Here is a 24,738-nt window from a genome sequence, read left to right as displayed (position 1 = left end):
AGCAATGAGGTGAGGGAAATGAAAGAAAAATGGCAAAACCTAATCAAATTGATAAAAATGATGGTGAGCTATCGGCCGAGAATATTTCTAACGATCATTGGCATAGTTTTGATTCAAGTGTTGCTCCCTGTTATTCAACTTTATTTATCTGTTCAAGTAATAGAGTGGTTGATAAATGAAGAAGAAATTCAGACTTATTTAATTCATTTAGCAATATTTATTGGTGTCATTACGCTCTTAAAAATCAGTGAACATCAATTTGGCGTTACAGTGGATAAAGATACAGAGTTATTTCGAAATTATGCTAAAACCCGATTAATATCTAATTTTGTATCGCTAGATTATCCTTTACTTATAGGAAAAGAGGCACAAGAAAAATATAATAATGCGGTAGCATTGACGTGGAATCCATGGACGCTATTTGGAAGGGTCAATAAGGAATTGGTGAGTTTAGGGAGTACCTTTTTAGGTTTGATCATTTATAGTTCTATTTTGATTCAACTAGATTCTATTTTTCTGATCTATTTAGGGATCTTTATCTTTTTTGTAACGCTGTTCAATATTTTTCAAGTGAAAATGGATCAGAAAATATATGATGAAAAAGCAAAGGTAACTAAAAAATGGCAATATTTAAGAAAATTGTACGGAGAATCACGATTAGCTAAAGATGTTCGCATTTTTCAGATGCAGCACTGGTTTCAAAGAACTGAAGAAGAGACTGATCAGACTTACTTAGCAACAATGAAACCGAAAGTTTGGTTGACTTGGAGTGAGAGTGTAGTGATAAATGTTGGGATTATCGGGCTGACGGCTTTTTCGTATAGTCAGAGTGTACGGCTCGTTAGCGAAGGGGCTATTCCTATCTCTAATTTCGTATTGTATGCTGGAATGGTGACCATTTTAGCTCAATCTATCCTGGAATTTATTAATGTAGTAGGAAAGTTTAGTACGAGTCTAAATGAAATGGGGAAATTTAATACATTTATGGCACAAGAACCGGTCTTTTTACATGGAGAAGGAGAAAAAGTACCTAAAGAGTCACTGAATATTGAATTAAAAAATGTAACTTATACTTACCCAAACAATGAAGCGCCCACGATTAGAAATATTAATCTTCAAATCAGGCCAAATGAAAAGCTAGCGATCGTAGGAGAGAATGGTGCTGGTAAGTCTACCTTAACGAATTTAATCAGCGGTCTCCTTCAGCCAGATGAAGGAGAGATCTTGATTAATTATTTACCACAAAAATCCTTTAACATTTTGGACTATTATTCTCTATTTGCTTCTGTATTTCAAGAAAAACTTTTGTTAACTTATACGATCAAAGAAACGATCATCCAAGGACTACCATTTGATCAAAAGAAGTATGAAAAAACGATTGCGTTAAGCGGATTAAAAAAATTAATCAGTCAACTTCAGAAAGGGGATGAAACAGCGATTGTGAAGGAAGTAAACGCGGATGCTATACAGCTATCAGGGGGACAGCTGCAAAAAGTAAAATTAGCGCAAGCGTTGTACAAAGATACACCCGTGCTTATTTTAGATGAACCGACCGCGGCGCTAGATCCCATTGCTGAACATCAGATATATAAAGATTACTTCAAATTTTCTAAAGATAAAACCTCTCTATTTGTCTCTCATCGATTATCTTCTACTCGTTTTTGCGATCGAATCATCTATTTAAAGGATGGTGAAATTGCAGAAATAGGCACGCATCAGGAACTGATAGAAAAGCAAGGTGATTACTATCGGTTATATGAAGCGCAATCTTACTATTATAAACAGGATAAGGATAGTGAACAAAGAGAACGAGTGACGGGCGGTGGGACACTATGAATAAGTATCGGGTTTACGGAAGAGCAGCGAAAGATTTATTTCGAATAGGGAAAAAGCATTATCTCTACTATTCAATTATGACGATTGCGAGGCAAAGTATGCCTTTTATCGGCTTTATCTATATGAGAAAGATTATAGATACCTTAATCAGTAATCGAATAGGAGATACGCATTCACTGATTATTCAATTCATATGTACTTCCCTTATTTTACAATTAGTACAGGGAATGATGCAGCCGTTAGTGGATAATGAGCAGGAAATATCTGAGAAGAAAATGTACGCGGAAGCTAGTAGAAAGATGTTACGCATGCATTTTCATCATGCAGAAAGCACAGCGGTAAAAGAAAGACTAGAAAATATTAATCAAATGTTATTAAGCAGCCAGTCTTCGCTTCCTTTACTAAGTCTGCGATTTAAGTACGTATTTCCTTCGTTGATTTCTATTATTTGGGGGATCATTTTACTGCATCCGTTATTTATAGTAGATACTGCTGTCATACCCAGTCAATTTTGGTGGGTGCATCCTGGGGCAATTATAACCATGTTTGTTTTAGCTATTTCGATTAGTTTATTTATCCAAGTGAAATCGTCGAAAAAGTCAGCAGAGGCATTAAGTCGAACGATACATGAAGCTAGCGAATGGAGAAAACAAGCATTTTATGAAGAAAAAGTATTGGAAGACATTAAATCTGGAAAAGAAATTCGATTGTATCGATTAAGTGGACGTCTGTTAGAAAATTTTCAAAAACAACATCATTATTTAACGGATATAATGAACGGAATGTATAGAGTATTTCGAATAACAGCAGTCCCAACGAATATATTAGCACAATTAATGAGTTACATGATTTATTCATTTCTAGGCCTTCTCGTCTTGCTTGGCGCACTGAAAGTAGGGCTATTGGTTCAGTTATCTGGTGCACTAAGTCAAGTGATAACAGCCATTCCAACATGCATTCAACAATTGATGATGATGATATCAGATCCAGAATGGCTTAATGAGTATTATGCATTTATGGATTTGCCCGACGAAGAAACGATTGGATCCATACCGGTAGAAAAACGGATGGATAATCAATACGAAATAGCTGTTAGCAATCTAGCTTTTGCTTATCCTGGTTCAGAAGAACTTGTTTTGAAAAATATAACTGAACAGTTTGAAGTAGGGAAAAAGTATGCCATTGTTGGTGAAAACGGATCTGGAAAGACGACATTTATTAAATTATTGACTCGTCTATACGAACCGACTGAAGGGCTAATAAAAATGAATAAAATTGATTCCTCAAAATATGAACTTAGAGAGTATTTCAACTTATTCGGTGTAGTTTTCCAAGATTATCATTTACTTGGGTTTTCCATAGGACAAAATATCTCTGTAAATCCAGACTATAATCATTCAAAGGTAATGAATACACTAGATGAAGTAGGTCTAGGAGAATTCGTTCGTACATTACCTAAACAATCGGATACTTATTTAGGAACTGAATTTGATGATTCAGGAATGAATGTATCCGGAGGGCAAGAACAAAAAATCGCGATTGCACGTTCCTTGTATAAAGATGCTCCGATTATGATACTAGATGAGCCGACCGCTGCACTTGATCCGATAACAGAATTTGACATTTATCAGAACTTCGATAATCTGGTCAAGGATAAGACCGCTTTTTATATTTCTCATCGGCTTTCTAGTTCGAAATTTAGTGATGAAATATTAGTATTTGATAAAGGGGAAATCGTTCAGAGAGGGTCACATAAAAAGCTCGTTGAACAAGATGGTAAATATCAGGAATTATGGAATGCTCAGGCACAATACTATCAGTGAAAATAGTAGCAAGAAGGATACAGATAATACTCAATCTGTATCCTTTTTTTAGAATCTTAGTAGATGATCGGCAATCTACTTATTATTTTGGTTATAAAATGATAACGGATTCAATTTTGTTGTAGTAAAGACTAAATAGTGATACGATTCAGTTGTTATCGTAAAATTTGAAAGCTAAATGCAATCAGTAGTTAACTGCAATGAGGAGGAAAATGAATAATGGAATACACTTATCTAGGACGAACAGGATTGAAAGTAAGTAAGCTTTGTTTGGGGACCATGAATTTTGGCTCTTATACAAGCGAAGAAGATGCATTTGCCATAATGGACAGAGCATTGGATGCAGGAATCAATTTCTTTGATACAGCAAACGTGTATGGTGGTAAAGGTGAAAGAGGAAGAACAGAGGAAATTATTGGTCGTTGGTTTGCCCAAGGCGGCGGACGACGTGAAAAAGTCGTTTTGGCTACAAAAGTATATGGTGGAATGGAAGACGAAACAGAAGGACCGAATCAAGGAAGTGGACTTTCTGCCTTTAAAATCCGTCGTCACTTAGAAGAATCTTTAAAAAGACTACAAACAGACCATGTTGAACTCTATCAAATGCATCATATTGAACGTCACGCACCTTGGGAAGAAATATGGGGCGTGTTTGAATCAATCGTCAACCAAGGAAAAGCCTACTATATTGGTTCAAGTAATTTTGCGGGCTATCATCTTGTACAAGCGCAAGCAGCAGCTGAGAAGAGACAATTTCTAGGATTAGTATCTGAACAGCACAAATATAATTTACTGTGTAGATTACCAGAGTTAGAAGTGCTTCCTGCCGCAGAAGATTTGGGTATCGGTATTATTCCTTGGAGCCCTTTAGGTGGCGGTATGCTCAGTGGTAAAATGCTTGACCCGGAACCTGGTTCAAGAAGCGAAAGTCGTGCAGCTGATCTCTCTGAACAGGAACGTACACAATTGGAAGACTATGCTAAATTATGTGAAAATCTTGGTGAATCTGAACCGAATGTCGCGTTAGCTTGGTTATTGGCTAACCCAGCTGTATCCGCTCCGATTATTGGCCCGAGAACAATGGAGCAATTAGAGCAAGCGCTGAGAGCTGTGGAGATTGATCTTTCAGAAGAGACGCTGAAAGAACTGGATAGCATTTTCCCAGGTCCAGGAGGTCGTGCACCAGAAGCTTACGCTTGGTAAAATATTAAATGGTTCACTTCAAGCTTAAACAAACAACCTATACCAGACGTTCAACCTCTAAAAAAGAGATTGAACGTCTGGTATTTTCATGTGAAAATAGAATGATAAAGCGTGAATGAAATGACTTTTGATATAACCTAAAAAGCCTTATAAAAAGTAAAAGAAAAAGAGGGAAGTCATGAATGTACATTTTGGAAAAGAAAAGTGGCATCAAGCAGCTGCGTTTTATGTGCGGCTGCAAGTATTTGTACTCGAACGTGGGATTAAGCTTGTAGAAGAATTTGATTCGGATGATCACGATGAAACAGAATACGTCGTGATATATGATGAAGAAAAGCCTGTAGCAACTGGACGCTATATGCAGATAGATGATCAAACGATTCGTCTAGGAAGAATTGCTGTTTTAGCAGCACACCGCAAGCATGGACTGGGACAAATGATGATTGAGGCGTTAGAAAAAGCAGGTAGAGAAAGAGGACAGTTACAAGTCGTTATTCATGGAGAGCTGACAGCCGCTTCTTTCTATGAACAGTTGGGTTACCGTAGAGATACAGATACGTATCTTGAAGATGGTGTAACGTGTGTGACATTGAGAAAGAACATGAAGGAAGTTTAGCATCTGAGCAGTATTCATTGCGGAAATAGTTGTTTAATCCAAGCATTTTTCAAATCGTCTTACTTATTCTTGGAATTCTGTCGTTGAATTATGATATAGTAGTTTTCGGAAAAAGATACGATGGAGGAAAATGAAATGCTTGAACGTTTAAAAGATGGACTGACAAACTTTAGAAATGTGACATATGAGAAGTACAAACACCTTTATCACGATCTAGAGCAAGAGCAGCATCCTCATACATTATTTATTGCGTGTTCTGACTCACGCGTCAATCCTGAGAGGCTACTTGATAGTCAACCAGGTGAAATCTTTATGGTGCGAAATATTGCCAATACTGTTCCGGCATATGAACTAAGTCAAAATGATCCTACAACCGTTGCTTCTATTGAGTTCGCCGTAGAAGTTTTAGGAGTAAAAGAAATTATTATCTGTGGGCACTCAAACTGCGGTGGATGTGCTGCTGCAATTAGTGGACAAGAGAATCTAACGCATATTCCGTTCACACAACACTATTTGAAACCATTAGAAAGTGTTAAAGAAAAACTTGAAGCGCACAACTCTTTTCCGGATGAGAACGCCAAAGCAACACAAATGGAACACATGAATGTTATTGAACAGGTAGATCACTTGAAAAGCTATCCTAACATTAGAAAACGTCTTGAAAGTGGTACGCTAGAAATTGAAGGCTGGCATTATGATATCAAGTCTGGGAATGTGTTTATTTATGATGAGACGACTCAATCATTTTTGAAATCCGAAGAATATCAAAGCGTTCAATAAGATGTAGTTGATCATTTATAAAAGAGATTGATTGAGGTTTTGACCTCAATCAATCTCTTTTGTTTTAGTTACGGATGATTTTTACTATAGATCGATTTGAAGTGCTACTGGGCAGTGGTCAGAACCCGTATAATCTGAAAGAATATTGGAATCGACTAACTGATCTTCTAGCCTTTTTGAAACAATAAAATAATCTATGCGCCAGCCATCTTGTCGCTCTCTAGCCCCATAGCAATGATTCCACCATGAATATGCACTCTCTTGGTCAGGATAGAAATAACGAAAGCTATCAACAAAGCCTTTTTTTAGTAGACGTTTGAATTGCGCACGCTCCTCGTTCGTAAAGCCTGGACTTCTGCGATGATTTTCAGGGTCCATTAAATCAATCTCTTGATGGGCAACATTTAAGTCGCCGCATAAGATTACTGGTTTTGTGAGGTCTAAAGTCTGAATATGTGCCTGAAAGTCATTTTCCCATTCCATCCGATAAGTAAGGTTTTTTAAATGAGACTGAGCACTAGGGGTATAACAAGTAACGACGATATAATCTTTGTATTCCAACGTAATGACTCTTCCTTCAGTATCATGGGAATCAATCCCAATACCATAAGTAACATCTAATGGTTTTTCCTTAGTATAAATAACGGTCCCTGAATCATCCGTTTTATTTGCGTAATTCCAATAAGAATAATAACCATCAAATTCAAGATCGATTTCTGCTTGCTTTATTTGAATGTCTTGTAGACAAAAAAAGTCAGCGTCTAATGAGCGAAACCGTAAAAAAGAATCTTTATTTATCAGGTTTTTCAATCCATCAACATTCCACGAAATCAGTTTCATAACGAGTCCTCTCCTTAAAATCCCTATAATCATAACGAAAAACGAACTTGAAATAAAATAAAACGGGTTGCAAGTGACAAGATTTCGATGAAAGAAATGGTCGATAAGTGTGAAAACATACATAAAAGCTTGACGGTTTCTTTACAATTAACTAGAATTCTTCTACTTTCGTGGTATTCGTGTTAGAATAGTAATGATTTTGCGAACACGAAAAATTGTTTAACCAAACGTAAGCCTACCAGGATCGAACGAATGTTAATTGAGAGGGTCGTTAGGATATATGGATATTAAATCATTTAAAGAGAAATTTTCGGATTCAATTATAAAAGTCAATGAATCCTTATCACAATTCACTTATACCAAGACAGGTGGACCAGCAGATGTACTGGTTTTTCCAAGACGTAAAGAAGAAATCGCAGCAATCGTTGCTTATATTCGAGAAAAAAATTGGCCATTAACGATATTAGGTAATGCAAGCAATCTAATTGTGAAAGATGGTGGGATCAGGGGCGTAACCCTTATCTTGACTGAAATGGATCAAATTACTGTAGAAGAAGACAAAGTCATTGCACAAGCGGGTGCTGCTTTGATCGATGTCAGTAAAAGAGCGCATCACTTTAGTTTGACAGGTTTAGAATTTGCCTGTGGCATCCCCGGTAGTATCGGTGGCGCTGTTTATATGAATGCTGGTGCGTATGATGGAGAAGTCAAAGATGTCATCCAGAGCGTGACCTTATTGAGTCTAGACGGCGAACTAAAAGAAGTTGCTAAAAAAGATATGAAATTCGTTTATCGTAATAGCTTGATTCAAGAAACAGGCGATATTGTTATCGATGTCTGCTTCCAACTAGCAAAAGGTGATCAGGAAGCAATCGGAGAACGGATGGATGAATTAACATTACTCCGTACAACAAAGCAGCCATTAGAGTATCCTTCTTGTGGGTCTGTTTTCAAAAGACCAACAGGCTATTTCACTGGTAAATTAATTCAAGAAGCGGGTATTCAAGGCCTGAAATGGGGCGGCGCTCAAATATCGATGAAACACGCTGGGTTTATTGTAAATATTGATCAAGCGACAGCGACGGATTATATTGAATTGATTGATCATATCAAAGAAGTGATCTTCGAGAAAAATGGTGTTCAATTGGAGACCGAAGTTCGCATTATCGGAGAAGACCCCATTGAAAGTAATAATGAAAAAGCAAAAAATTTACTTCAAAAGGCGACCCAAGGTTTCAAGAAGAAGATCAACAAAGAAAAATCAGTGAGTTTTGCTGACGAAAGATAGAGAGAAGTACGTGCTCCAGACGAATGGATGAAAGGTTGTCTAGAGTACGTGCTCTTTTTTTGAGACTTCAATCAGATATTTTTTACTGAAACAGCATTGAAAATAGACGAATTCTCTCATGGAGGTAAAGTAATATGAAAATTGGTGTTATTGGATTAGGAACAATTGCGCAAAAAGCTTATTTACCCGTAATGATGACAGAACATGATGAAGTAGAATGGCATTTGAGCACACGTAATGAAGAAAAGCTGAATCAGCTTGGAAAACAGTATCGAATCGATGCTGCGCAATTACACACTGATTGGGAAGCGTTACTTGAAGCGGACATGGACGCAGTCTTTATCCATACCCCTACACCAACACATGCAACGATCATCGAGCAAATGTTGAACAAAGGGATTCATGTTTTCGTGGATAAGCCAATTAGTGATGACTTAGAACAGACAAAAGCATTGATTGCATTAGCTAAAGAAAAAAATGTACTATTGACTGCTGGATTTAATAGAAGATTTGCACCAAAAGTCCAAGAACTAAAAGCGATTGAAGATAAAAATATGATCTTTTTTCAAAAAAATCAAGGAAACTATACAGCGCACGCATCAAGATATCGTATTTATGATATGATGATTCATCCAGTTGATACAGCGTTGAACATGATCGATGAACCCGTTCAGATCATCAACACAGGACTAGTGGGTTCTAAAGATCACTTCCAGCGTGCTTGGGTCTTGTTAGCATCAGCATCCACACATTTAATGGTTTCGATCAATGCGGAATCCGGCGCACGTTTGGAAACGATGGAAGTGCAAAGTCCTACACAAACGGTACGAGTGGAAAATTTGTCAGAATGGACGCAGTACGATGAAAAGAAATCTATTCATCAACCTTTCGGAGATTGGGATAACACGTTGTATAAAAGAGGCTTTTCTTCTATGATTGCAGCATTTTTAGAAGCAGTCCGTACCAATGGAGAAAATCCTGTCACACTTGAATCAGCATTCACTAGTCATGAAGTATGTGAAACGATTCTGACGAATGCTGGATTATAGCAGAACGCTAGCATAAAAATAGAGAGAACCAAGCGATCGTTCATTTAGAGCGGTCGTTTTTCATCCGCTTGATGCAAGATACAAGTTGTCAGCAATAAAAAAAGATCATAGAGCAGTTGTTTTGATTGTTACAAAAGATATCATAATAGAAAATTTATCAATGGAGAGAAAAGAAGCAAAGGGAGTGTAAGGCTGTGGGGGATAAGACCATTATTTCGTTTAAAGGTGTTCATAAGCAATATGATGAAAGTATGATTTTAAAAAATGTATCATTTGATTTAGAAAAAGGGAAATTCTATACTCTTTTAGGCCCATCAGGCTGTGGAAAATCGACGATCTTAAATTTAATCGCTGGATTCACACAAGTGACTTCAGGGGATATTGTATTGGACGGTAAAAAAGTCAATGCGTTACCGCCTAATAAACGGAAAGTAAATACTGTCTTTCAAGATTATGCCTTGTTTCCACATATGAATGTGTACGACAACGTCGCATTCGGTTTGAAAATCAAAAAATTACCAAAAGACCAGATTAAAGAGAAAGTAACCGAAGCACTGAGATCGGTCAGACTAACAGGTTTTGAAAAACGCGAAATTGCGGAGATGTCTGGTGGACAGCGTCAGCGTGTTGCGATTGCAAGAGCATTAGTCAATGAACCAGAGATTTTATTATTAGATGAGCCATTATCCGCACTTGACCTTAAATTGCGAACAGAAATGCAGTATGAATTAAGAGAATTACAACAACGATTAGGTATCACATTTATTTTTGTTACGCATGACCAAGAAGAAGCCTTAGCAATGAGTGATAAAATATTCGTGATGAAAGAAGGCGAGATCGTTCAAAGTGGTACACCAATCGATATCTATGATGAACCGCTGAACAAATATGTGGCCGACTTTATCGGAGAAAGCAACATCGTTGATGGGAAAATGATCAAAGATTACAAGGTCGAATTTGCTGGAAAGACATTTGATTGCGTAGACGGTGGGATGCCTGACGATGAACCAGTCGAAATCGTTATTCGCCCTGAAGACTTCGTTGTCACTAGACCAGCTTTGGGAGACTTGACAGTGATCGTTCAATCACAACTCTTTAGAGGGGTTCACTACGAAATTATTGGGGAAGATCCAGAAGGAAATGAATGGATGGTTCATACGACACGAAAAGCAGCGGTCGGTGAAGAAGTTGGCCTAGCTTTCGAGCCAAGAGATATTCATATCATGAGAGTAGGAGAGACAGAAACAGCCTTTAATGCCCGACTAGCTGAATATGCAGTCAACAATGGTTCAAGCGTACAAGAAGCCATAGATACTGAAAAGGGAGTGGAGCTGAACTATGATAACTAAGCAAAACAGGCTCCTATTCTTTCCTTACTTTATATGGGTTGGACTATTCGTCCTCGTTCCAATCGGTCTCTTGATTTATCAGTCATTTATCGGACTAGACGGCGGATTTACGGTTGCCAATTTCGTTACGTACTTCACGTCAACGACCTATTTAACAATGACCATACAATCATTCATCTATGCTTTTATCATTACACTGATCACGCTATGCATTAGTTATCCAACAGCGTACTTTTTAACGCAGACAAAGCGAAAAGATCTATGGATGCTGTTACTGATTTTACCGACTTGGATCAATGTGCTACTTAAAGCATATGCGTTCATTGGTTTACTCAGTCAACAAGGTAGTGTCAATACGTTCTTTGACTGGATCGGTGTCGGTCGTCAGCAATTATTATTCACTAATGCTAGTTTCCTATTAGTAGCTACGTATATTGAGATTCCATTTATGCTTTTACCGATCTACAACGCTATTGAAGAGATCAATCCATCCGTTGTACAAGCGAGTAGAGACTTAGGCGCGAATACATGGGAAACTTTTAGAAATGTTATTTTCCCTTTGTCCCTTTCAGGCGTTCGTAGCGGGATCCAAGTTGTCTTCATTCCGTCTTTATCTTTATTCATGTTGACAAGGTTGATTGGTGGGAATCGTGTGATCACATTAGGTACAGCGATTGAACAACACTTCTTAGTCACACAGAACTGGGGAATGGGTTCGACGATCGGTATCGTGTTGATCGTTTTAATGATCATCATTATGGCCGGTACTGCTGGAAGAAAAAAGGGGGTACGTAGATAATGAGAAAACCAAAATTAACGTTGGCAAATCTATATCTGATCGTAATCTTTCTTTTACTTTATATGCCTATTTTGTATTTGATTTATTATTCGTTTAATCAAGCAGGAACGATGAACGAGTTCACAGGTTTTACGACTGAACATTATCAATCACTTGCGAGTGATACAAGACTGATTCGAATCGCATTGGACACGTTTAGAGTAGCGCTATTATCTTCTTTACTGGCAACGATCATTGGCACACTAGGTGCTATCGGGATTTTCTTCGTCAGAAAACGCAGCAGGCAACAGACATTACTGGGACTGAACAATGTCTTGTTGGTTTCTCCGGATGTTATTATTGGCGCGAGTTTTTTATTACTGTTCACAATGGCCGGTTTTAGATTAGGGTTTTATTCTGTTCTTTTTTCTCATATTGCTTTTAGTATACCCATTGTTGTACTCATGGTACTGCCTAAACTACAGGAAATGAATCTGAATATGGTTACTGCTGCAAGAGATTTAGGGGCAAATAATTGGGAAGTGCTGAAAAGTGTCATTATCCCTAGCATTAAACCGGGTATCCTCGCAGGTTATTTCATGGCCTTCACGTATTCAATCGATGATTTTGCGGTCACCTTTTTTGTGACAGGAAATGGCTTTGCAACATTATCTGTTGAAATATACTCTCGAGCAAGACAAGGGATCAATTTGGAAATCAATGCGTTAAGTACGATTCTGTTTGTTCTGGCACTTGGACTGGTCAGTGGCTATTACTATGTGCAACAACAACAGCGTAATCGCAAGCGTAAACTGACAGATGTTGATCCGACAAACCATCAAAAGGCGGTGTCGCCATAATGAAAAGCTTAATCCGATTAGGACTAGCAATAGTTGGTATCACAGGATTACTGTACTTGAGTAGTTTGTTTATTGAACGTTCACAAGGCGCAGCCGGAGCGGATACACTGAATATTTTTAACTGGGGAGATTATATTGATCCAGAACTCCTCGAGCAATTTGAAGAAGAAACAGGCTATCGATTGGTGTATGAGACATTCGATTCAAACGAATCGATGTACACAAAAGTCCAACAAGGCGGAACGGCTTATGACTTAACAATACCCAGTGAATATATGATTGAACGGATGATTGAAGAAGACCTCGTTCTTCCAATGGATCATTCCAAAATAGAAGGCTTAGAAAATATTGACCCTGAATTTTTAGATTTATCATTCGATCCAAATAATCAGTATTCGATTCCTTACTTCTGGGGAACGCTAGGGATTGTTTACAATGACAAGATGGTAAATGAAGATGAAATTAGTTCATGGAGTGATCTGTGGGATCCAAGATTTAGAGAAGATATTCTCTTTATAGATGGTGCGAGAGAAGTCATTGGCATCGGTCTACAAACACAAGGATATTCATTGAACTCAAAGAATGATGAGGAATTGCAAGCTTCTTTTGACTTGCTGAAAGGTTTGGCCCCGAATGCTAAGGCGCTTGTAGCAGACGAAATCAAAATGTATATGATTCAAGAAGAAGCACCGGTAGCTGTTACATTTTCTGGTGAAGCAGCAGATATGATGTGGGAGAACGAGTCTTTACACTATATTTTACCGAAAGAAGGTTCAAATCTTTGGTTTGATAACATGGTCATACCAAAAACTTCTCAGAATGTAGAAGCAGCTTATGCGTTTATCAACTTCATGTTGAGACCGGAAGTAGCCGCTCAGAATGCTGACTATATCGGCTATAGTACACCGAACGAGGCAGCGATGGCCTTACTTCCGGAAGAAACAACAGAAGATGAACAATTTTATCCATCAGAAGAAACGATTGAAAGGCTAGAAGTTTATGAAGATCTCGGACCAATATATATTGAAAAATATAACGACCTTTTTCTTGAATTTAAAATGTTGAGATAAATGAAAACAGTCAGCACCCCTTTTGTGAGGGGAGCTGACTGTTTTTTAATGAACAAGTTTAGTGTAATTCAAAGCAATACTCACAAATAGTTTGATTCCAATCGGAAAACTTGCTTCATCTAATCCAAATTTTGGATGGTGATGTGGATAATCAAACTGTTGCGCGACATTTTTTGAACCAACAAACAAATACGTGGAAGGAACGATTGCTGAAAAGGCTGAGAAGTCCTCTCCGCCTAAAAAGGGTGGAAGAGAAACAATCTGATTGGGAAATAGTGTTTGAGAAAGGTCTTCGATGATCGCTGTGGTTTCTGCGTTGTTGACTACACTGGCATATCCTCTACGGTAGTTGAAATCGTATTTAACACCGTAACTATCACAGGTTCCTTTAATGACGCGTGCCATTTCTGTCTCGATCAATTGTCTAACATCGGCATCCAAAGTACGGACGCTACCACCTAAGAGTACGGAATCTGGGATAATATTCTTTGCTTTTGGATCACCAGCTTGGAAGACGGTATTAGAAATAACGCCTGAAGAAAGAGGGTCTAATTTACGAGAGATGATTGTTTGAAATTTTTCGATGATCTGAGCCCCAATAATGACGGGGTCAATCGTTTCGTGTGGTGATGCAGCATGGCCGCCTTTTCCAAATATCGTTACATCGTATCGATCAGAATTTCCAGAACAAGGACCTGTTTTGATATCGATCAGCCCTGTTTCTAAACTAGATACGAGGTGATGACCATAGATGAAGTCGAAATCATTGAACAATCCTGTTTCAACCATTTCTTTCGCACCACCTGGCTGGCTTTCTTCAGCATGCTGAAAAATACTGTAAATTTCCCCTGCCAACTCATCAGTCATTTCAGAAAGTATTTTGGTTGCGGTCATCAACAGCGCCGTATGACCATCATGGCCACAAGCATGCATAACACCCGCTTCCTGAGACGCAAAAGGTAGATCTGGTCGATCTTCTTGAATCGGTAATGCATCCATATCAGCTCTGAGCCCGATTTTTAGGCCAGGTTTCGCACCCGTTATTTTTACAAGTACAGATGTTTTTGTAGGACGTGTCACTTCTACATGATCTAGCTTGAACATTTCATCATAGATATACTGACTTGTTCGATATTCCTTGAAAGATAGTTCCGGATATTGATGAAGGGTTCTTCTGTATTCAATGGCGATATTTTCGTAAGCTTTGATTTTTTCATCATAAGCTGGGGACCAGGTCAGTTGCATACAATCACTCCATTAAAAATATTTAATGATAATTATAGCATTATTTAATTTAAAAATGAAAGAAAGATTGAAAACAAAAAAATGCTGAAAGAGAATCAATCTGAATCGCTATCTATGTTACAATAATCAAGAAATGATAGCGGTACATAAATGATGAACAAGGAAGGGAAGCACAATGAATCTTAAAAAAATGGTTGGATATAAAGCAGCAGAATTTGTGAAAGAGGGGATGACCGTTGGTTTAGGAACGGGATCAACCGCCTTTTATATGGTGGAAGCTATCGGTAAGCGAGTCAACGAAGAAGGATTAAAGATTACAGGCGTAACGACTTCTTCAAGTACAACAAAGCAAGCGGAAGAACTGAATATTCCCCTTAAAAATATTGATGAAGTTGAAAAAATCGACGTTACGATCGATGGCGCGGATGAAATTTCGAGTGAGTACCAAGGTATAAAAGGTGGCGGTGCGGCACACTTGTTTGAAAAAACGGTCGCAAATTTATCTGATAAAAATATCTGGATCGTTGATGAAAGCAAACTAGTTGAAACCCTAGGTGCTTTTCCTTTGCCAGTAGAAGTTGTTCATTTTGGAAGCGGGCAATTGTTCAAACGCTTTGAAAAGGCTGGCTACAAACCGGCTTGGAGAATGACAGATACGGGTGAAAAGCATGTCACAGATTCAGGGAATTTGATTATTGATTTGCATATGGGACTAATTGAAGAACCCAAAACATTAGCAAGCTGGTTAGATTCTTTAACAGGTGTTGTGGAACATGGTCTATTTTTGGACTGTGTAGATACTGTTATTGTAGGAACAAGTGAAGGGATTCTTGTTGAAAAGGTTAATAGAGATTAATAAAAACAATCACATCTACTAACAGATGTGATTGTTTTTGTATATCAAAATTATTTTAATAGTTTTGTTTTCAATTTCTCAAGCATATCTGCAGTCATCCTATCAAGACTATATTGCGTATCAAACTGCCACTCTTCACGTGCTTTCGTTGTATCGATAGCATTTGGCCAAGATTCAGCAATCGTTTGGCGGATAGGATCGACATCATAGGATAGTTTGAATGCGGGCATATGAGCTTGAATTGCTTGTTCAAAGTCTTCAGGACAAACGCTCATTGCACTGACGTTAAAGGCATTGCGGTGAATCAATTTTTCACTAGGTGCTTCCATTAAAGCGATAATTGCATCAACGGCGTCAGGCATGTACATCATGTCCATGTAAGTTCCTTTATCAATAAAAGAAGTATAAGCTTGATTTTTTAATGCTTCATAATAAATATCAACAGCATAATCAGTTGTACCGCCTCCAGGTAATGCTTCGTATGAAATGAGACCAGGGAAACGGACGCTTCTAGTATCGACGCCGAACTTCATATGGTAGTAATCACAAAGTAACTCACCACTCACTTTTGTTACACCATACATTGTTGTCGGACGCTGTAAAGTTAATTGAGGTGTTTGGTCTTTTGGTGTTTGTGGTCCAAAGGCACCAATCGAACTTGGGGTGAAGAACTTCAACTCGTGGATACGAGACACTTCAAGCGCATTCATTAGCCCACCCATATTCAATTCCCATGCTAACTGAGGTTTTGCTTCAGCAGTAGCGGATAATAATGCCGCTAAGTGAATCATCGTATCGACCTCGTATTTTTCAACCATCTGCTCCATAGATAGTTGATCTGTTACATCTAAGTATTCAAAAATGCCATTTTTCACGACCGATGACGTTTCAGGATGTTGGATATCGGTTGCGATGACGTTCTCCACACCGTATTTTTCTCTCAAACGTGTGGTCAAAGCCGTTCCTATCTGACCTAATGCACCTGTAATAAGAATTGTTTTCAAATCTGCTTCCTCCATTTCATTTAAATGATTGATTGATTAAAGCATAAGAAAAAGTAGCTGACTGAGGTTGGTGTTCCTGTTTGCTTGAGCTAATCCCAGTGTATTCAACTACTTCTCTTATAACCTTTGGTTTATATGACGTTTAGTTCGTTACCGACTTTTTTGTAGATTGCGAGTACTTTATCCAACTGTTCTGTCGTGTGTGCAGCACTTGGCATATTTCTTACGCGACCCGTTCCTCTTGGGACAGTTGGGAAGACAATAGATTTTGCGTAGATGCCTTCTTCAGTTAAACGTTTAGAAAATGTTTGTGTGAGTTTTTCGTCACCAATAATACATGGGGTGATCGGTGTTTCAGATTTGCCAATATTAAATCCTAGGGCGCTTAACCCTTCTTTTAGGTACCGACCATTTTCCCATAAGTGGTCATGCTCCTCAGTAGAAGCAGACATAATATCAATTGCTTCAATACATGCAGCAGCAGCACCGGGTGTCAAAGAAGTTGAGAATAGGAAAGGACGTGCTCTTACTTTCAACCAGTCAATCAAGTTTTGCGTTCCAGCTACATAACCACCAACAACACCAACAGCTTTTGAGAGTGTACCCATTTGAAAATCAATCTTGTCTTGAAGACCAAAATGTTTAACTGTACCAGCACCTTTACCCATAACACCTGAACCGTGCGCATCATCTACATAAGTGATCAAATCGAATTCTTCAGCGATTTCAACGATTCCAGGTAGGTTTGCGACATCGCCATCCATAGAGAATACGCCATCTGTAATGTACATAACTTTTTCATATAGTCCACTTTCTGTAGCTTCTTTCGCTTTAACACGCAGATCATCCATATCTTGGTGTTTCACACGAATCACTTTAGCACCAGACAAACGGCAGCCATCAATAATGGAAGCATGGTTCAATTCATCTGATAGAATCGCATCTTTTTTGTTCATGACCGCTGAGATCGCACCCATATTACAATTGAAACCCGATTGGAAAGCAACGGCTGCTTCCGTTTGCTTGAAGTCAGCAAGCTTAGATTCAAGTTCATCGTGGATACTTTGTGTACCATTGATTGTACGAACCGCTCCTGCACCGACACCATATAAATCAGTTGCTTCATTAGCTTTAGTTTTAAGACGTACATCATTTGCAAATCCTAGATAGTTATTGGAAGACATATTAATAAGTTTTTGACCGTTAACAGTAATTTCTGCTCCATTAGGACCTTCTAATGTGTCGATCTCATTATATAGACCATTTTCCTTCAAAACATTCAGATTTTCCTCTAGAAAATGATTCAATTGCTTACTTGTCATCAAATCTCTCCTTGTTTTTAGATTATAAATTTCACATTATTCAATTTCTTCATAACTCATTATTTCACTTTAGTCATTATAACATGTATTGAAAGAGTAAAGAAGGGTATAGTATAATGGACAAATACTGTTAGGATAGAAACATTAAAATATTATTAATTATTTTATTTTAATGAGAAATAAATGTGTTTTTTAAAATAACTAGTTGTAATTATGATAAAAAGGTGATAAAGTTATCCAAGTGATTTAATGTTACTTATTTATACTCAGTAAGTTATATATTCAAGGAGGAAAAGTGGATGAAAAATAGTAAACTAGCACGTACACTAGGATTGACATTAACAAGTGCATTACTTTTAGCAGCTTGTGGTAATGGTGGAGAAGATTCAGCAGGAGATTCAAGCTCAGAGGATTCTGGCGATGAAGAACAAGTTTTAAACTTGCTTGAATCAGCTGAAATCCCATCAATGGATTCTAGTAACTCAACAGATGCTGTAAGTAACATCGTATTAAACAACGTTAATGAAGGACTATATCGTCAAGGTCCTGATAACGATCTTCAACTAGCAATGGCAGCAGAAGAGCCAACTGTTAGCGAAGATGGATTGACTTATACATTTAAAATTAGAGAAGACGCAGTATGGTCAAATGGTGAGCCTGTAACAGCCAATGATTTTGTTTATGCATGGAAACGTCTTGTTACACCTGAAACAGCAGCTGAATATGCTTATATGATGGACGGCATTGTAAAAAATGCTTCACAAGTCATTACTGGTGAAATGGATCCTTCAGAATTAGGTGTTAGTGCAGAAGACGATCAAACATTTGTTGTTGAATTGGACAAACAAGTTCCTTACTTCAAAGATTTACTATCTCTATCAATGTTCTTCCCACTTAACGAAGAATACGTAACTGAAAAAGGAAGCGAGTACGCAACAAATAGCGATAGCATGCTTTACAACGGACCATTTGAATTAACTGACTGGGATGGTACAGGTCTTAGCTGGTCAATGGTCAAAAGTGAAAATTACTGGGATGCAGATGTTGTAAAATTAGACCGTATCGATGTGAATGCCGTTAAAGAAACATCAACAGCTTTGAACTTGTACAACGCCGGAGATGCTGACCGCATGACACTTTCAGGTGAATATGTTCAAACTAAACAAGGTGCGCCGGACTTATTGACGCAACCAACTTCATCAGTATTCTACTTCAAGTTCAACCAAGAACGTAATGGAGAAGAAACACCATTAGCAAACGAAAATATCCGTAAAGGTATCGCAATGGCATTTGACAAACAAAGCTTTGCAGATACAGTATTACAAAATGGTTCTTTCCCAGCAAATGGTTTAGTACCTAAGGAATTAGCAACTGGTCCAGAATCAAATGAAGATTTCCGTGCAGAAAATGGAGACTTATTAACATTCGACGCTGAACAAGCTGCTGAGTACTTCAACAAAGGTCTTGAAGAATTAGGACAAGATTCTCTTACACTTGAAATTCTTGGGGATGACACTGAGAACTCTAAACGTTCATTAGAATTCATGCAGTCTCAACTAGAAACAAACTTACCGGGACTTTCAATCAACTTGAAAAATGTACCGTTTAAAGTTCGTCTAGATTCAAACTCAAAACAAGATTATGATATCCAATTAGCTGGATGGGGAGCAGACTATGCAGATCCAATCAACTTCTTAGAATTATTTGAAACTGAAAATGGTAACAATAAATCTGGCTACAGCAATCCTGAATACGACGCATTGATTGAAAGTGCACAAAATGATGCAAGTGATTTAGATGGTCGTTGGCAAGATATGCTAGAAGCAGAACAAATGTTACTTGATGACGCTGCTATAGCACCTATTTATCAACGTGCATATGCTGTTCTTGAAAAAGATTATGTTAAGGATCTTGTTCACCACCTTACAGGAGCAGATTATTCTTACAAATGGACATATATCGAAGGTAAATAATCTCTTCAAAATGGTTTAAGATTAAAGGCTACAAAAAAAGAGTGGATATCCACTCTTTTTTTAAGCGCCTAAATCCATTTTTTCAAGAAATAAGCTTATTCATTTTAGGTATATGTTTACGAGAATAAGTAAAAACAAAGTAAAGATAAAAGAGAAATACTCATTAAAACGAAGCCGATTTTTAATGAAATGGCAAAACCGTCTCCGATTTGTTCGGAAAGATGAGTAGGCGTTTGATCGCTCTCCTCTTCTTCTTCTGTCGATCGAGAACTACGAAATCGGTGAATCGTTTTATTGATACTATAGTGGAAGAAATCAAAAGCACCTGAGCGGAGGACTTGGCCAAAAAGCCCAAGAATCAGAAATAAGCTAGCCGGGTAAAAAAACAAGTTTGATGTATCTAGAAAGGTGATTGTACCTTGTAGTATCCATTCAACAATAAACATTAGTACGATAATACTGCTGATAATCATTAGAAATTTAGATTTTTTTTGCATGATCGTCTCCTAAAAGGGTAAAAGTCTATTCAATAATGTACCGCATCTAGTAAGAAACCTCAACTAGAGAATAGAAAATAGAAAGAAATTTTTAAGAGAACTTGTCCAAAAGTAATCTAAAAAATGAGAGGTTTATCATCTTTTTATAACAAATAATAAATAAGTGGCACACAATTAAAAAAAAATTTGCAATATTGTGTGATAGAGAATATTCTATAAGTTGTGACTTTATATAAAAAATAAAAATAATATGCTGGAGGTGTAAAATCGATGAAAAGTTATTTGAAATATCTTGGGAAACGTGTTTTTTACATGTTTATTACCTTATTTCTTATCGCATCGATTACGTTCTTTCTAAGTCAATTGCTACCAGGGACGCCTTATTCAAATGAAGATAAGTTGTCTCAAGAGCAAATTGAAATCATGAATGAACAATATGGATTGGATAAACCTGTTCCTGTCCAATACGCAATTTATATGGGTGGGTTGGTAAAAGGAGACTTAGGAACTTCTTTCCAATTTGATAATACACCTGTTTCAAAATTACTATCAACTCGAATTGGTCCTTCACTGCAACTTGGATTTCAAGCAGTTGTCTTAGGAACATTCATTGGTATTATATTAGGTGTTATAGCAGCAATGAAGCAAAATACTTGGGTAGATACAATGGCTACATTTTTTGCCATACTTGGTCGATCCATCCCTAACTTTGTATTCGCGGTATTATTACAATTGATTTTTGCTGCTAAATTAGGTTGGTTACCAATTGCACTATGGGATGGAGGATTCAAATCTTCTATTTTACCAACACTTGCTTTAGCAATCGGACCCTTAGCGGACTCAGCAAGATTTGTTCGTACAGAAATGGTTGATGTTTTAAGCAGTGATTATATCGAATTAGCAAGAGCTAAAGGGCTAAGCCGCTGGGTAGTTGCCTTCAAACACGGAATCAGAAATGCATTGATTCCATTGCTTACGATCTTAGGACCAATGGCCGTTGCGCTAATGACCGGTTCGATGGTTGTTGAAAATATTTATGCTATCCCTGGTATCGGTGAGCAATTCGTTAAGTCTATTACGACTAACGATTACCCGACGATCATGGGTGTAACGATTCTTTACTCAGCAATGCTTGTATTGATTATTTTAGTAGTAGATATTCTGTATAGCGTCGTTGATCCACGTATTCGTATTTCAGCTAAAGGAGGAGATTAGAAATGTCAACTCATGATAATCAATTATCTTCAAATGAGCATACAAAATTCTCTCCTGATATGTTTGAACAAGTCACTGCTTCTTCTACAGAAGATAACGAGAAAATTAGTGCGCCATCATTAAGTTTCCTTCAAGATTCTTGGAGACGACTCAAGAAAAATAAAGCAGCTGTCATCAGTTTAGGTATTTTGGCAGTGATTATCGTATTAGCGTTTTCAGCACCATTGATTGCGCCGCATAATCCGTACACACAAACTTCAGGACATATCAGTTTGCCACCGAAAATTCCTGGTATCAATATCAACGGGCTAAATGGAACCACTAAAGCGGGTGGTACAGAAGTTTTTGATAAATATGCCCAAATGGGTGTTGATGAAGACACTTATTATTTGTTAGGAACAGATAGTTTAGGACGCGATTTACTTTCTCGTATTTTATATGGGACACGTGTTTCCTTGATCATCGCTTTCGCCGCAGCGTTATTTGATTTAACGATTGGGGTAACGTATGGTCTTATATCAGGCTGGCTTGGTGGTCGAATCGATAACATTATGCAACGTATATTGGAAATTCTTTCTGGTGTTCCAAACTTAGTCGTGGTTATTTTGACACTACTTGTACTAAAACCGGGTATCACCTCAATCATTATTGCGCTTGCGATTACTGGTTGGATTCCAATGGCGCGTATCGTGCGGGCCCAGACGTTAAAATTAAGAAATCAAGAATATATTCTAGCTGCACAAACGTTAGGTGAATCAAGTATCAAAATTGCGGTTAAGCATTTGATCTCAAACCTATCGGGTGTCATCATTATTCAAACAATGTTCTCTATACCGTCTGCGATATTCTTTGAAGCATTCTTAAGCTTTATTGGTATCGGTATACCCGCACCTTTTGCATCATTAGGTACGTTGATCAATGACGGATATAAAACATTCCAGTTTATACCACACCTTATGTGGTATCCAGCAGGCGTGCTTTGTGTGCTCATGATCTCATTCAACTTATTGGCTGATGGTTTAAGAGACGCATTTGATCCAAAAATGAAAGATTAGCGAGGTGACGATAGATGAGTAACATTTTAGAAGTGAAAGATTTAAATATTTCTTTTGACACATACGCAGGTAAGGTACAAGCTATTCGTGGTGTCAGTTTTGATCTGAAAAAAGGTGAGACCCTAGCAATCGTTGGCGAGTCTGGTTCAGGTAAATCCGTTACTTCCAGAAGTATCATGCGCCTATTGTCTCAAAACGCCAATATCGAAAAAGGACAAATCGTTTTTGACGGTAAAGACTTAGTGCAAGCTTCAGAAAAAGAGATGCAAGCGATTCGAGGAAAAAGAATTGCAATGATTTTCCAAGATCCAATGACTTCTCTTAATCCAACAATGACGATTGAAAAACAAATTTCAGAACCACTAAAACTTCATCAAAAAATGAACAGAGCGCAATCGCGCAAAAGAACTTTACAATTGTTAGAATTAGTTGGCTTACCAGAACCTGAAAAAAGAATGAAGCAATATCCACACCAATTTTCTGGTGGACAACGTCAGCGTATCGTTATTGCGATCGCGCTAGCTTGTAATCCGGATATTTTGATTGCGGATGAGCCGACAACGGCACTTGATGTAACGATCCAAGCGCAAATTTTAGAACTAATGAAAGAACTACAAGAGAAAATCGATACATCTATCATCTTTATTACACATGATTTAGGTGTTGTGGCGAATGTTGCAGACCGTGTAGCGGTTATGTATGCCGGTAAATTCGTAGAAATGGGTACAGTAGATGAAGTATTCTACAACCCACAACATCCATATACTTGGGGACTATTAGCTTCTATGCCGACTTTGGAAACAGCAACCTCTTTATATGCTATTCCAGGTACGCCCCCAGATTTATTGGATCCTCCAAAAGGGGACGCTTTTGCGCCACGTAATGAATATGCAATGAAGATTGATACAGAACTAGCACCACCAATGTTCAAAATTTCAAAATCTCATTATGCAGCAACCTGGTTGTTGCATGAAGATGCACCAGCAATCGATCCTCCTCAAGAAATAAAAGCACGTCAGCAACTTTACATGAAAAAATTTGCTGGACGTCACAATGATGGAGGCGAGCAATAATGGAAAATGCTAAAGAAAAGATTTTAGAAGTTAAAAATTTAAAGCAGTACTTCAATCCAGGTTCAAAGAATGAAGTTCGCGCAGTAGATGGTATTACGTTTGATATCTTTAGAGGAGAAACCTTTGGACTAGTTGGTGAATCTGGTTCAGGTAAGTCAACTACTGGTCGTTCAATCATTCGTTTATATGAACCAACTGACGGAGAAATTGACTTCCAAGGTACGAAAGTACACGAGATTTCAAAGAAAAAGGATTTATTGAAGTTCAGACGCGATATGCAAATGATTTTCCAAGACCCATATGCTTCTTTGAATCCGAAGATGAAAGTGCGAGATATCATTGCAGAAGGTATCGATATTCACGGACTAGCTGATTCTAAAAAAGAGCGTAATGATCGAGTGGATGAATTGTTGAAACTTGTAGGATTGAATCCTGACCATGCGAGTCGTTATCCACATGAGTTCTCTGGCGGACAGCGTCAACGTATTGGTATTGCAAGAGCACTTGCTGTTAAGCCTAAATTCATTGTAGCTGATGAACCCATTTCTGCGTTGGATGTTTCTATCCAAGCGCAAGTTGTCAACTTACTAATGGAGCTGCAGAAGTCACAAGACTTAACGTTCTTATTCATCGCCCATGATTTATCAATGGTTAAATATATCAGTGATCGAATCGGCGTAATGAACTCTGGGAAATTACTTGAATTGGCTCCGGCTGAAGATGTATACAATAAACCACTTCATGCTTATACGGAGAGTTTATTATCAGCAGTGCCATTACCAGATCCTGATTATGAGCGTTCTCGTAAACGTACGGCTTATGTACCAAGAGTACCGAATAATGAGCCAGAAGAACTTCGAGAAATCGTACCAGGACATTATGTTTATTGTCGTGAATCAGATGTAGATCGTTTGAAAAAGAAACGTGCAGCTTACGACAACAAAAAATAATAAATGAAATAAAAGAGTATGTCTTTGGACAGAAAACCTAAATAAACCAAGAAGCA

Annotated in this window: 22 protein-coding genes; 17 read left to right on the top strand and 5 right to left on the bottom strand. The window is 37.8% G+C overall.

The window, feature by feature from the left end; all coding sequences use genetic code 11:
* Window positions 1-18: 18 nt before the first annotated feature.
* From J5J05_RS03015 to J5J05_RS02995, 5 genes are all read left to right on the top strand, one after another.
* Window positions 19-1,836: an ABC transporter ATP-binding protein gene (locus J5J05_RS03015; protein ID WP_208559194.1), complete on the top strand. Its 1,818-nt coding sequence runs from the start codon at window positions 19-21 to the stop codon at window positions 1,834-1,836.
* The gene (locus J5J05_RS03010) at window positions 1,833-3,659 is read left to right on the top strand and encodes an ABC transporter ATP-binding protein (RefSeq protein WP_208559193.1); all 1,827 of its coding nucleotides are present in this window, start codon (window positions 1,833-1,835) and stop codon (window positions 3,657-3,659) included. Before J5J05_RS03015 ends, J5J05_RS03010 begins: the two co-directional genes overlap by 4 nt.
* A gap of 219 nt (window positions 3,660-3,878) precedes the next feature.
* Window positions 3,879-4,862, top strand: a complete 984-nt coding sequence (locus tag J5J05_RS03005; RefSeq protein WP_208559192.1) for an aldo/keto reductase — start codon at window positions 3,879-3,881, stop codon at window positions 4,860-4,862.
* Window positions 4,863-5,040: 178 nt separating this feature from the next.
* On the top strand, window positions 5,041-5,478 hold the full coding sequence (locus J5J05_RS03000) for a GNAT family N-acetyltransferase (RefSeq protein WP_208559191.1): 438 nt from the start codon (window positions 5,041-5,043) through the stop codon (window positions 5,476-5,478).
* Between the two features lie 135 nt (window positions 5,479-5,613).
* Window positions 5,614-6,258 (top strand): carbonic anhydrase, encoded by a 645-nt coding sequence (locus J5J05_RS02995; RefSeq protein WP_208559190.1) that lies wholly within the window; start codon window positions 5,614-5,616, stop codon window positions 6,256-6,258.
* An 84-nt stretch (window positions 6,259-6,342) separates the two neighbouring features.
* Here the strand turns inward: J5J05_RS02995 and J5J05_RS02990 are convergent, their stop codons facing one another.
* Entirely contained in the window at window positions 6,343-7,098 is a 756-nt protein-coding gene (locus tag J5J05_RS02990; RefSeq protein ID WP_208559189.1) for an exodeoxyribonuclease III, read from the bottom strand.
* 280 nt (window positions 7,099-7,378) lie between these two features.
* On the opposite strand from J5J05_RS02990, the gene murB reads away from it, so the two are divergent.
* The 6 genes from murB to J5J05_RS02960 all read left to right on the top strand — a co-directional run bounded on the left by murB (window position 7,379) and on the right by J5J05_RS02960 (window position 13,492).
* Window positions 7,379-8,386, top strand: a complete 1,008-nt coding sequence (murB, locus tag J5J05_RS02985; RefSeq protein ID WP_208559188.1) for a UDP-N-acetylmuramate dehydrogenase — start codon at window positions 7,379-7,381, stop codon at window positions 8,384-8,386.
* A 134-nt stretch (window positions 8,387-8,520) separates the two neighbouring features.
* A complete protein-coding gene (locus tag J5J05_RS02980; RefSeq protein WP_208559187.1) occupies window positions 8,521-9,435 on the top strand; it encodes a Gfo/Idh/MocA family protein in 915 nt (304 codons plus the stop codon).
* 251 nt (window positions 9,436-9,686) lie between these two features.
* Window positions 9,687-10,784, top strand: a complete 1,098-nt coding sequence (locus J5J05_RS02975) for an ABC transporter ATP-binding protein (protein WP_208559267.1) — start codon at window positions 9,687-9,689, stop codon at window positions 10,782-10,784.
* Entirely contained in the window at window positions 10,777-11,583 is an 807-nt protein-coding gene (locus J5J05_RS02970) for an ABC transporter permease (protein WP_425270341.1), read from the top strand. The genes J5J05_RS02975 and J5J05_RS02970 overlap by 8 nt, the downstream gene beginning before the upstream one ends.
* Entirely contained in the window at window positions 11,583-12,422 is an 840-nt protein-coding gene (locus tag J5J05_RS02965; RefSeq protein ID WP_208559185.1) for an ABC transporter permease, read from the top strand. Before J5J05_RS02970 ends, J5J05_RS02965 begins: the two co-directional genes overlap by 1 nt.
* Window positions 12,422-13,492, top strand: coding sequence for an ABC transporter substrate-binding protein (locus J5J05_RS02960; RefSeq protein WP_208559184.1), 1,071 nt, complete (start codon window positions 12,422-12,424; stop codon window positions 13,490-13,492). Before J5J05_RS02965 ends, J5J05_RS02960 begins: the two co-directional genes overlap by 1 nt.
* Window positions 13,493-13,537: 45 nt before the next feature.
* On the opposite strand, the gene J5J05_RS02955 is transcribed toward J5J05_RS02960, so the two are convergent.
* Window positions 13,538-14,737, bottom strand: coding sequence for an amidohydrolase (locus J5J05_RS02955; RefSeq protein WP_208559183.1), 1,200 nt, complete (start codon window positions 14,735-14,737; stop codon window positions 13,538-13,540).
* Window positions 14,738-14,912: 175 nt separating this feature from the next.
* Between J5J05_RS02955 and rpiA the strand changes: the two genes are divergently transcribed.
* Window positions 14,913-15,593, top strand: a complete 681-nt coding sequence (gene rpiA / locus J5J05_RS02950) for a ribose-5-phosphate isomerase RpiA (RefSeq protein ID WP_208559182.1) — start codon at window positions 14,913-14,915, stop codon at window positions 15,591-15,593.
* Window positions 15,594-15,643: 50 nt separating this feature from the next.
* Here the strand turns inward: rpiA and J5J05_RS02945 are convergent, their stop codons facing one another.
* Both J5J05_RS02945 and J5J05_RS02940 read right to left on the bottom strand, forming a co-directional pair.
* A complete protein-coding gene (locus J5J05_RS02945) occupies window positions 15,644-16,597 on the bottom strand; it encodes an NAD-dependent epimerase/dehydratase family protein (RefSeq protein WP_208559181.1) in 954 nt (317 codons plus the stop codon).
* A gap of 131 nt (window positions 16,598-16,728) precedes the next feature.
* A complete protein-coding gene (locus J5J05_RS02940) occupies window positions 16,729-17,919 on the bottom strand; it encodes a glycine C-acetyltransferase (protein WP_208559180.1) in 1,191 nt (396 codons plus the stop codon).
* Between the two features lie 299 nt (window positions 17,920-18,218).
* Here J5J05_RS02940 and J5J05_RS02935 point away from each other — a divergent pair, with 299 nt between their 5' ends.
* Window positions 18,219-19,892: a peptide ABC transporter substrate-binding protein gene (locus J5J05_RS02935; RefSeq protein ID WP_208559179.1), complete on the top strand. Its 1,674-nt coding sequence runs from the start codon at window positions 18,219-18,221 to the stop codon at window positions 19,890-19,892.
* A gap of 116 nt (window positions 19,893-20,008) precedes the next feature.
* Here the strand turns inward: J5J05_RS02935 and J5J05_RS02930 are convergent, their stop codons facing one another.
* Entirely contained in the window at window positions 20,009-20,389 is a 381-nt protein-coding gene (locus J5J05_RS02930; protein ID WP_208559178.1) for a DUF3899 domain-containing protein, read from the bottom strand.
* Window positions 20,390-20,659: 270 nt separating this feature from the next.
* On the opposite strand from J5J05_RS02930, the gene opp3b reads away from it, so the two are divergent.
* Genes opp3b through J5J05_RS02910 form a run of 4 tightly spaced genes read left to right on the top strand, consistent with a single transcriptional unit; the run spans window position 20,660 to window position 24,682 of the window.
* On the top strand, window positions 20,660-21,604 hold the full coding sequence (opp3b, locus tag J5J05_RS02925; protein ID WP_208559177.1) for an oligopeptide ABC transporter permease: 945 nt from the start codon (window positions 20,660-20,662) through the stop codon (window positions 21,602-21,604).
* Between the two features lie 2 nt (window positions 21,605-21,606).
* Complete coding sequence (gene opp3C, locus J5J05_RS02920) at window positions 21,607-22,659, top strand: oligopeptide ABC transporter permease (protein ID WP_244244589.1); 1,053 nt, start codon at window positions 21,607-21,609, stop codon at window positions 22,657-22,659.
* A 14-nt stretch (window positions 22,660-22,673) separates the two neighbouring features.
* Window positions 22,674-23,732 (top strand): ABC transporter ATP-binding protein, encoded by a 1,059-nt coding sequence (locus tag J5J05_RS02915; RefSeq protein WP_208559176.1) that lies wholly within the window; start codon window positions 22,674-22,676, stop codon window positions 23,730-23,732.
* Window positions 23,732-24,682, top strand: a complete 951-nt coding sequence (locus J5J05_RS02910; protein ID WP_208559175.1) for an ABC transporter ATP-binding protein — start codon at window positions 23,732-23,734, stop codon at window positions 24,680-24,682. The genes J5J05_RS02915 and J5J05_RS02910 overlap by 1 nt, the downstream gene beginning before the upstream one ends.
* The last annotated feature ends 56 nt before the right edge of the window (window positions 24,683-24,738 follow it).

It is taken from the genome of Marinilactibacillus kalidii, from assembly GCF_017599325.1.
GTDB classification, from domain to species: Bacteria; Bacillota; Bacilli; order Lactobacillales; family Carnobacteriaceae_A; genus Marinilactibacillus; species Marinilactibacillus kalidii.
The sequence above is the reverse complement of the archived record's forward strand: the minus strand, read 5'-3'. Positions and strand labels throughout refer to the sequence as shown.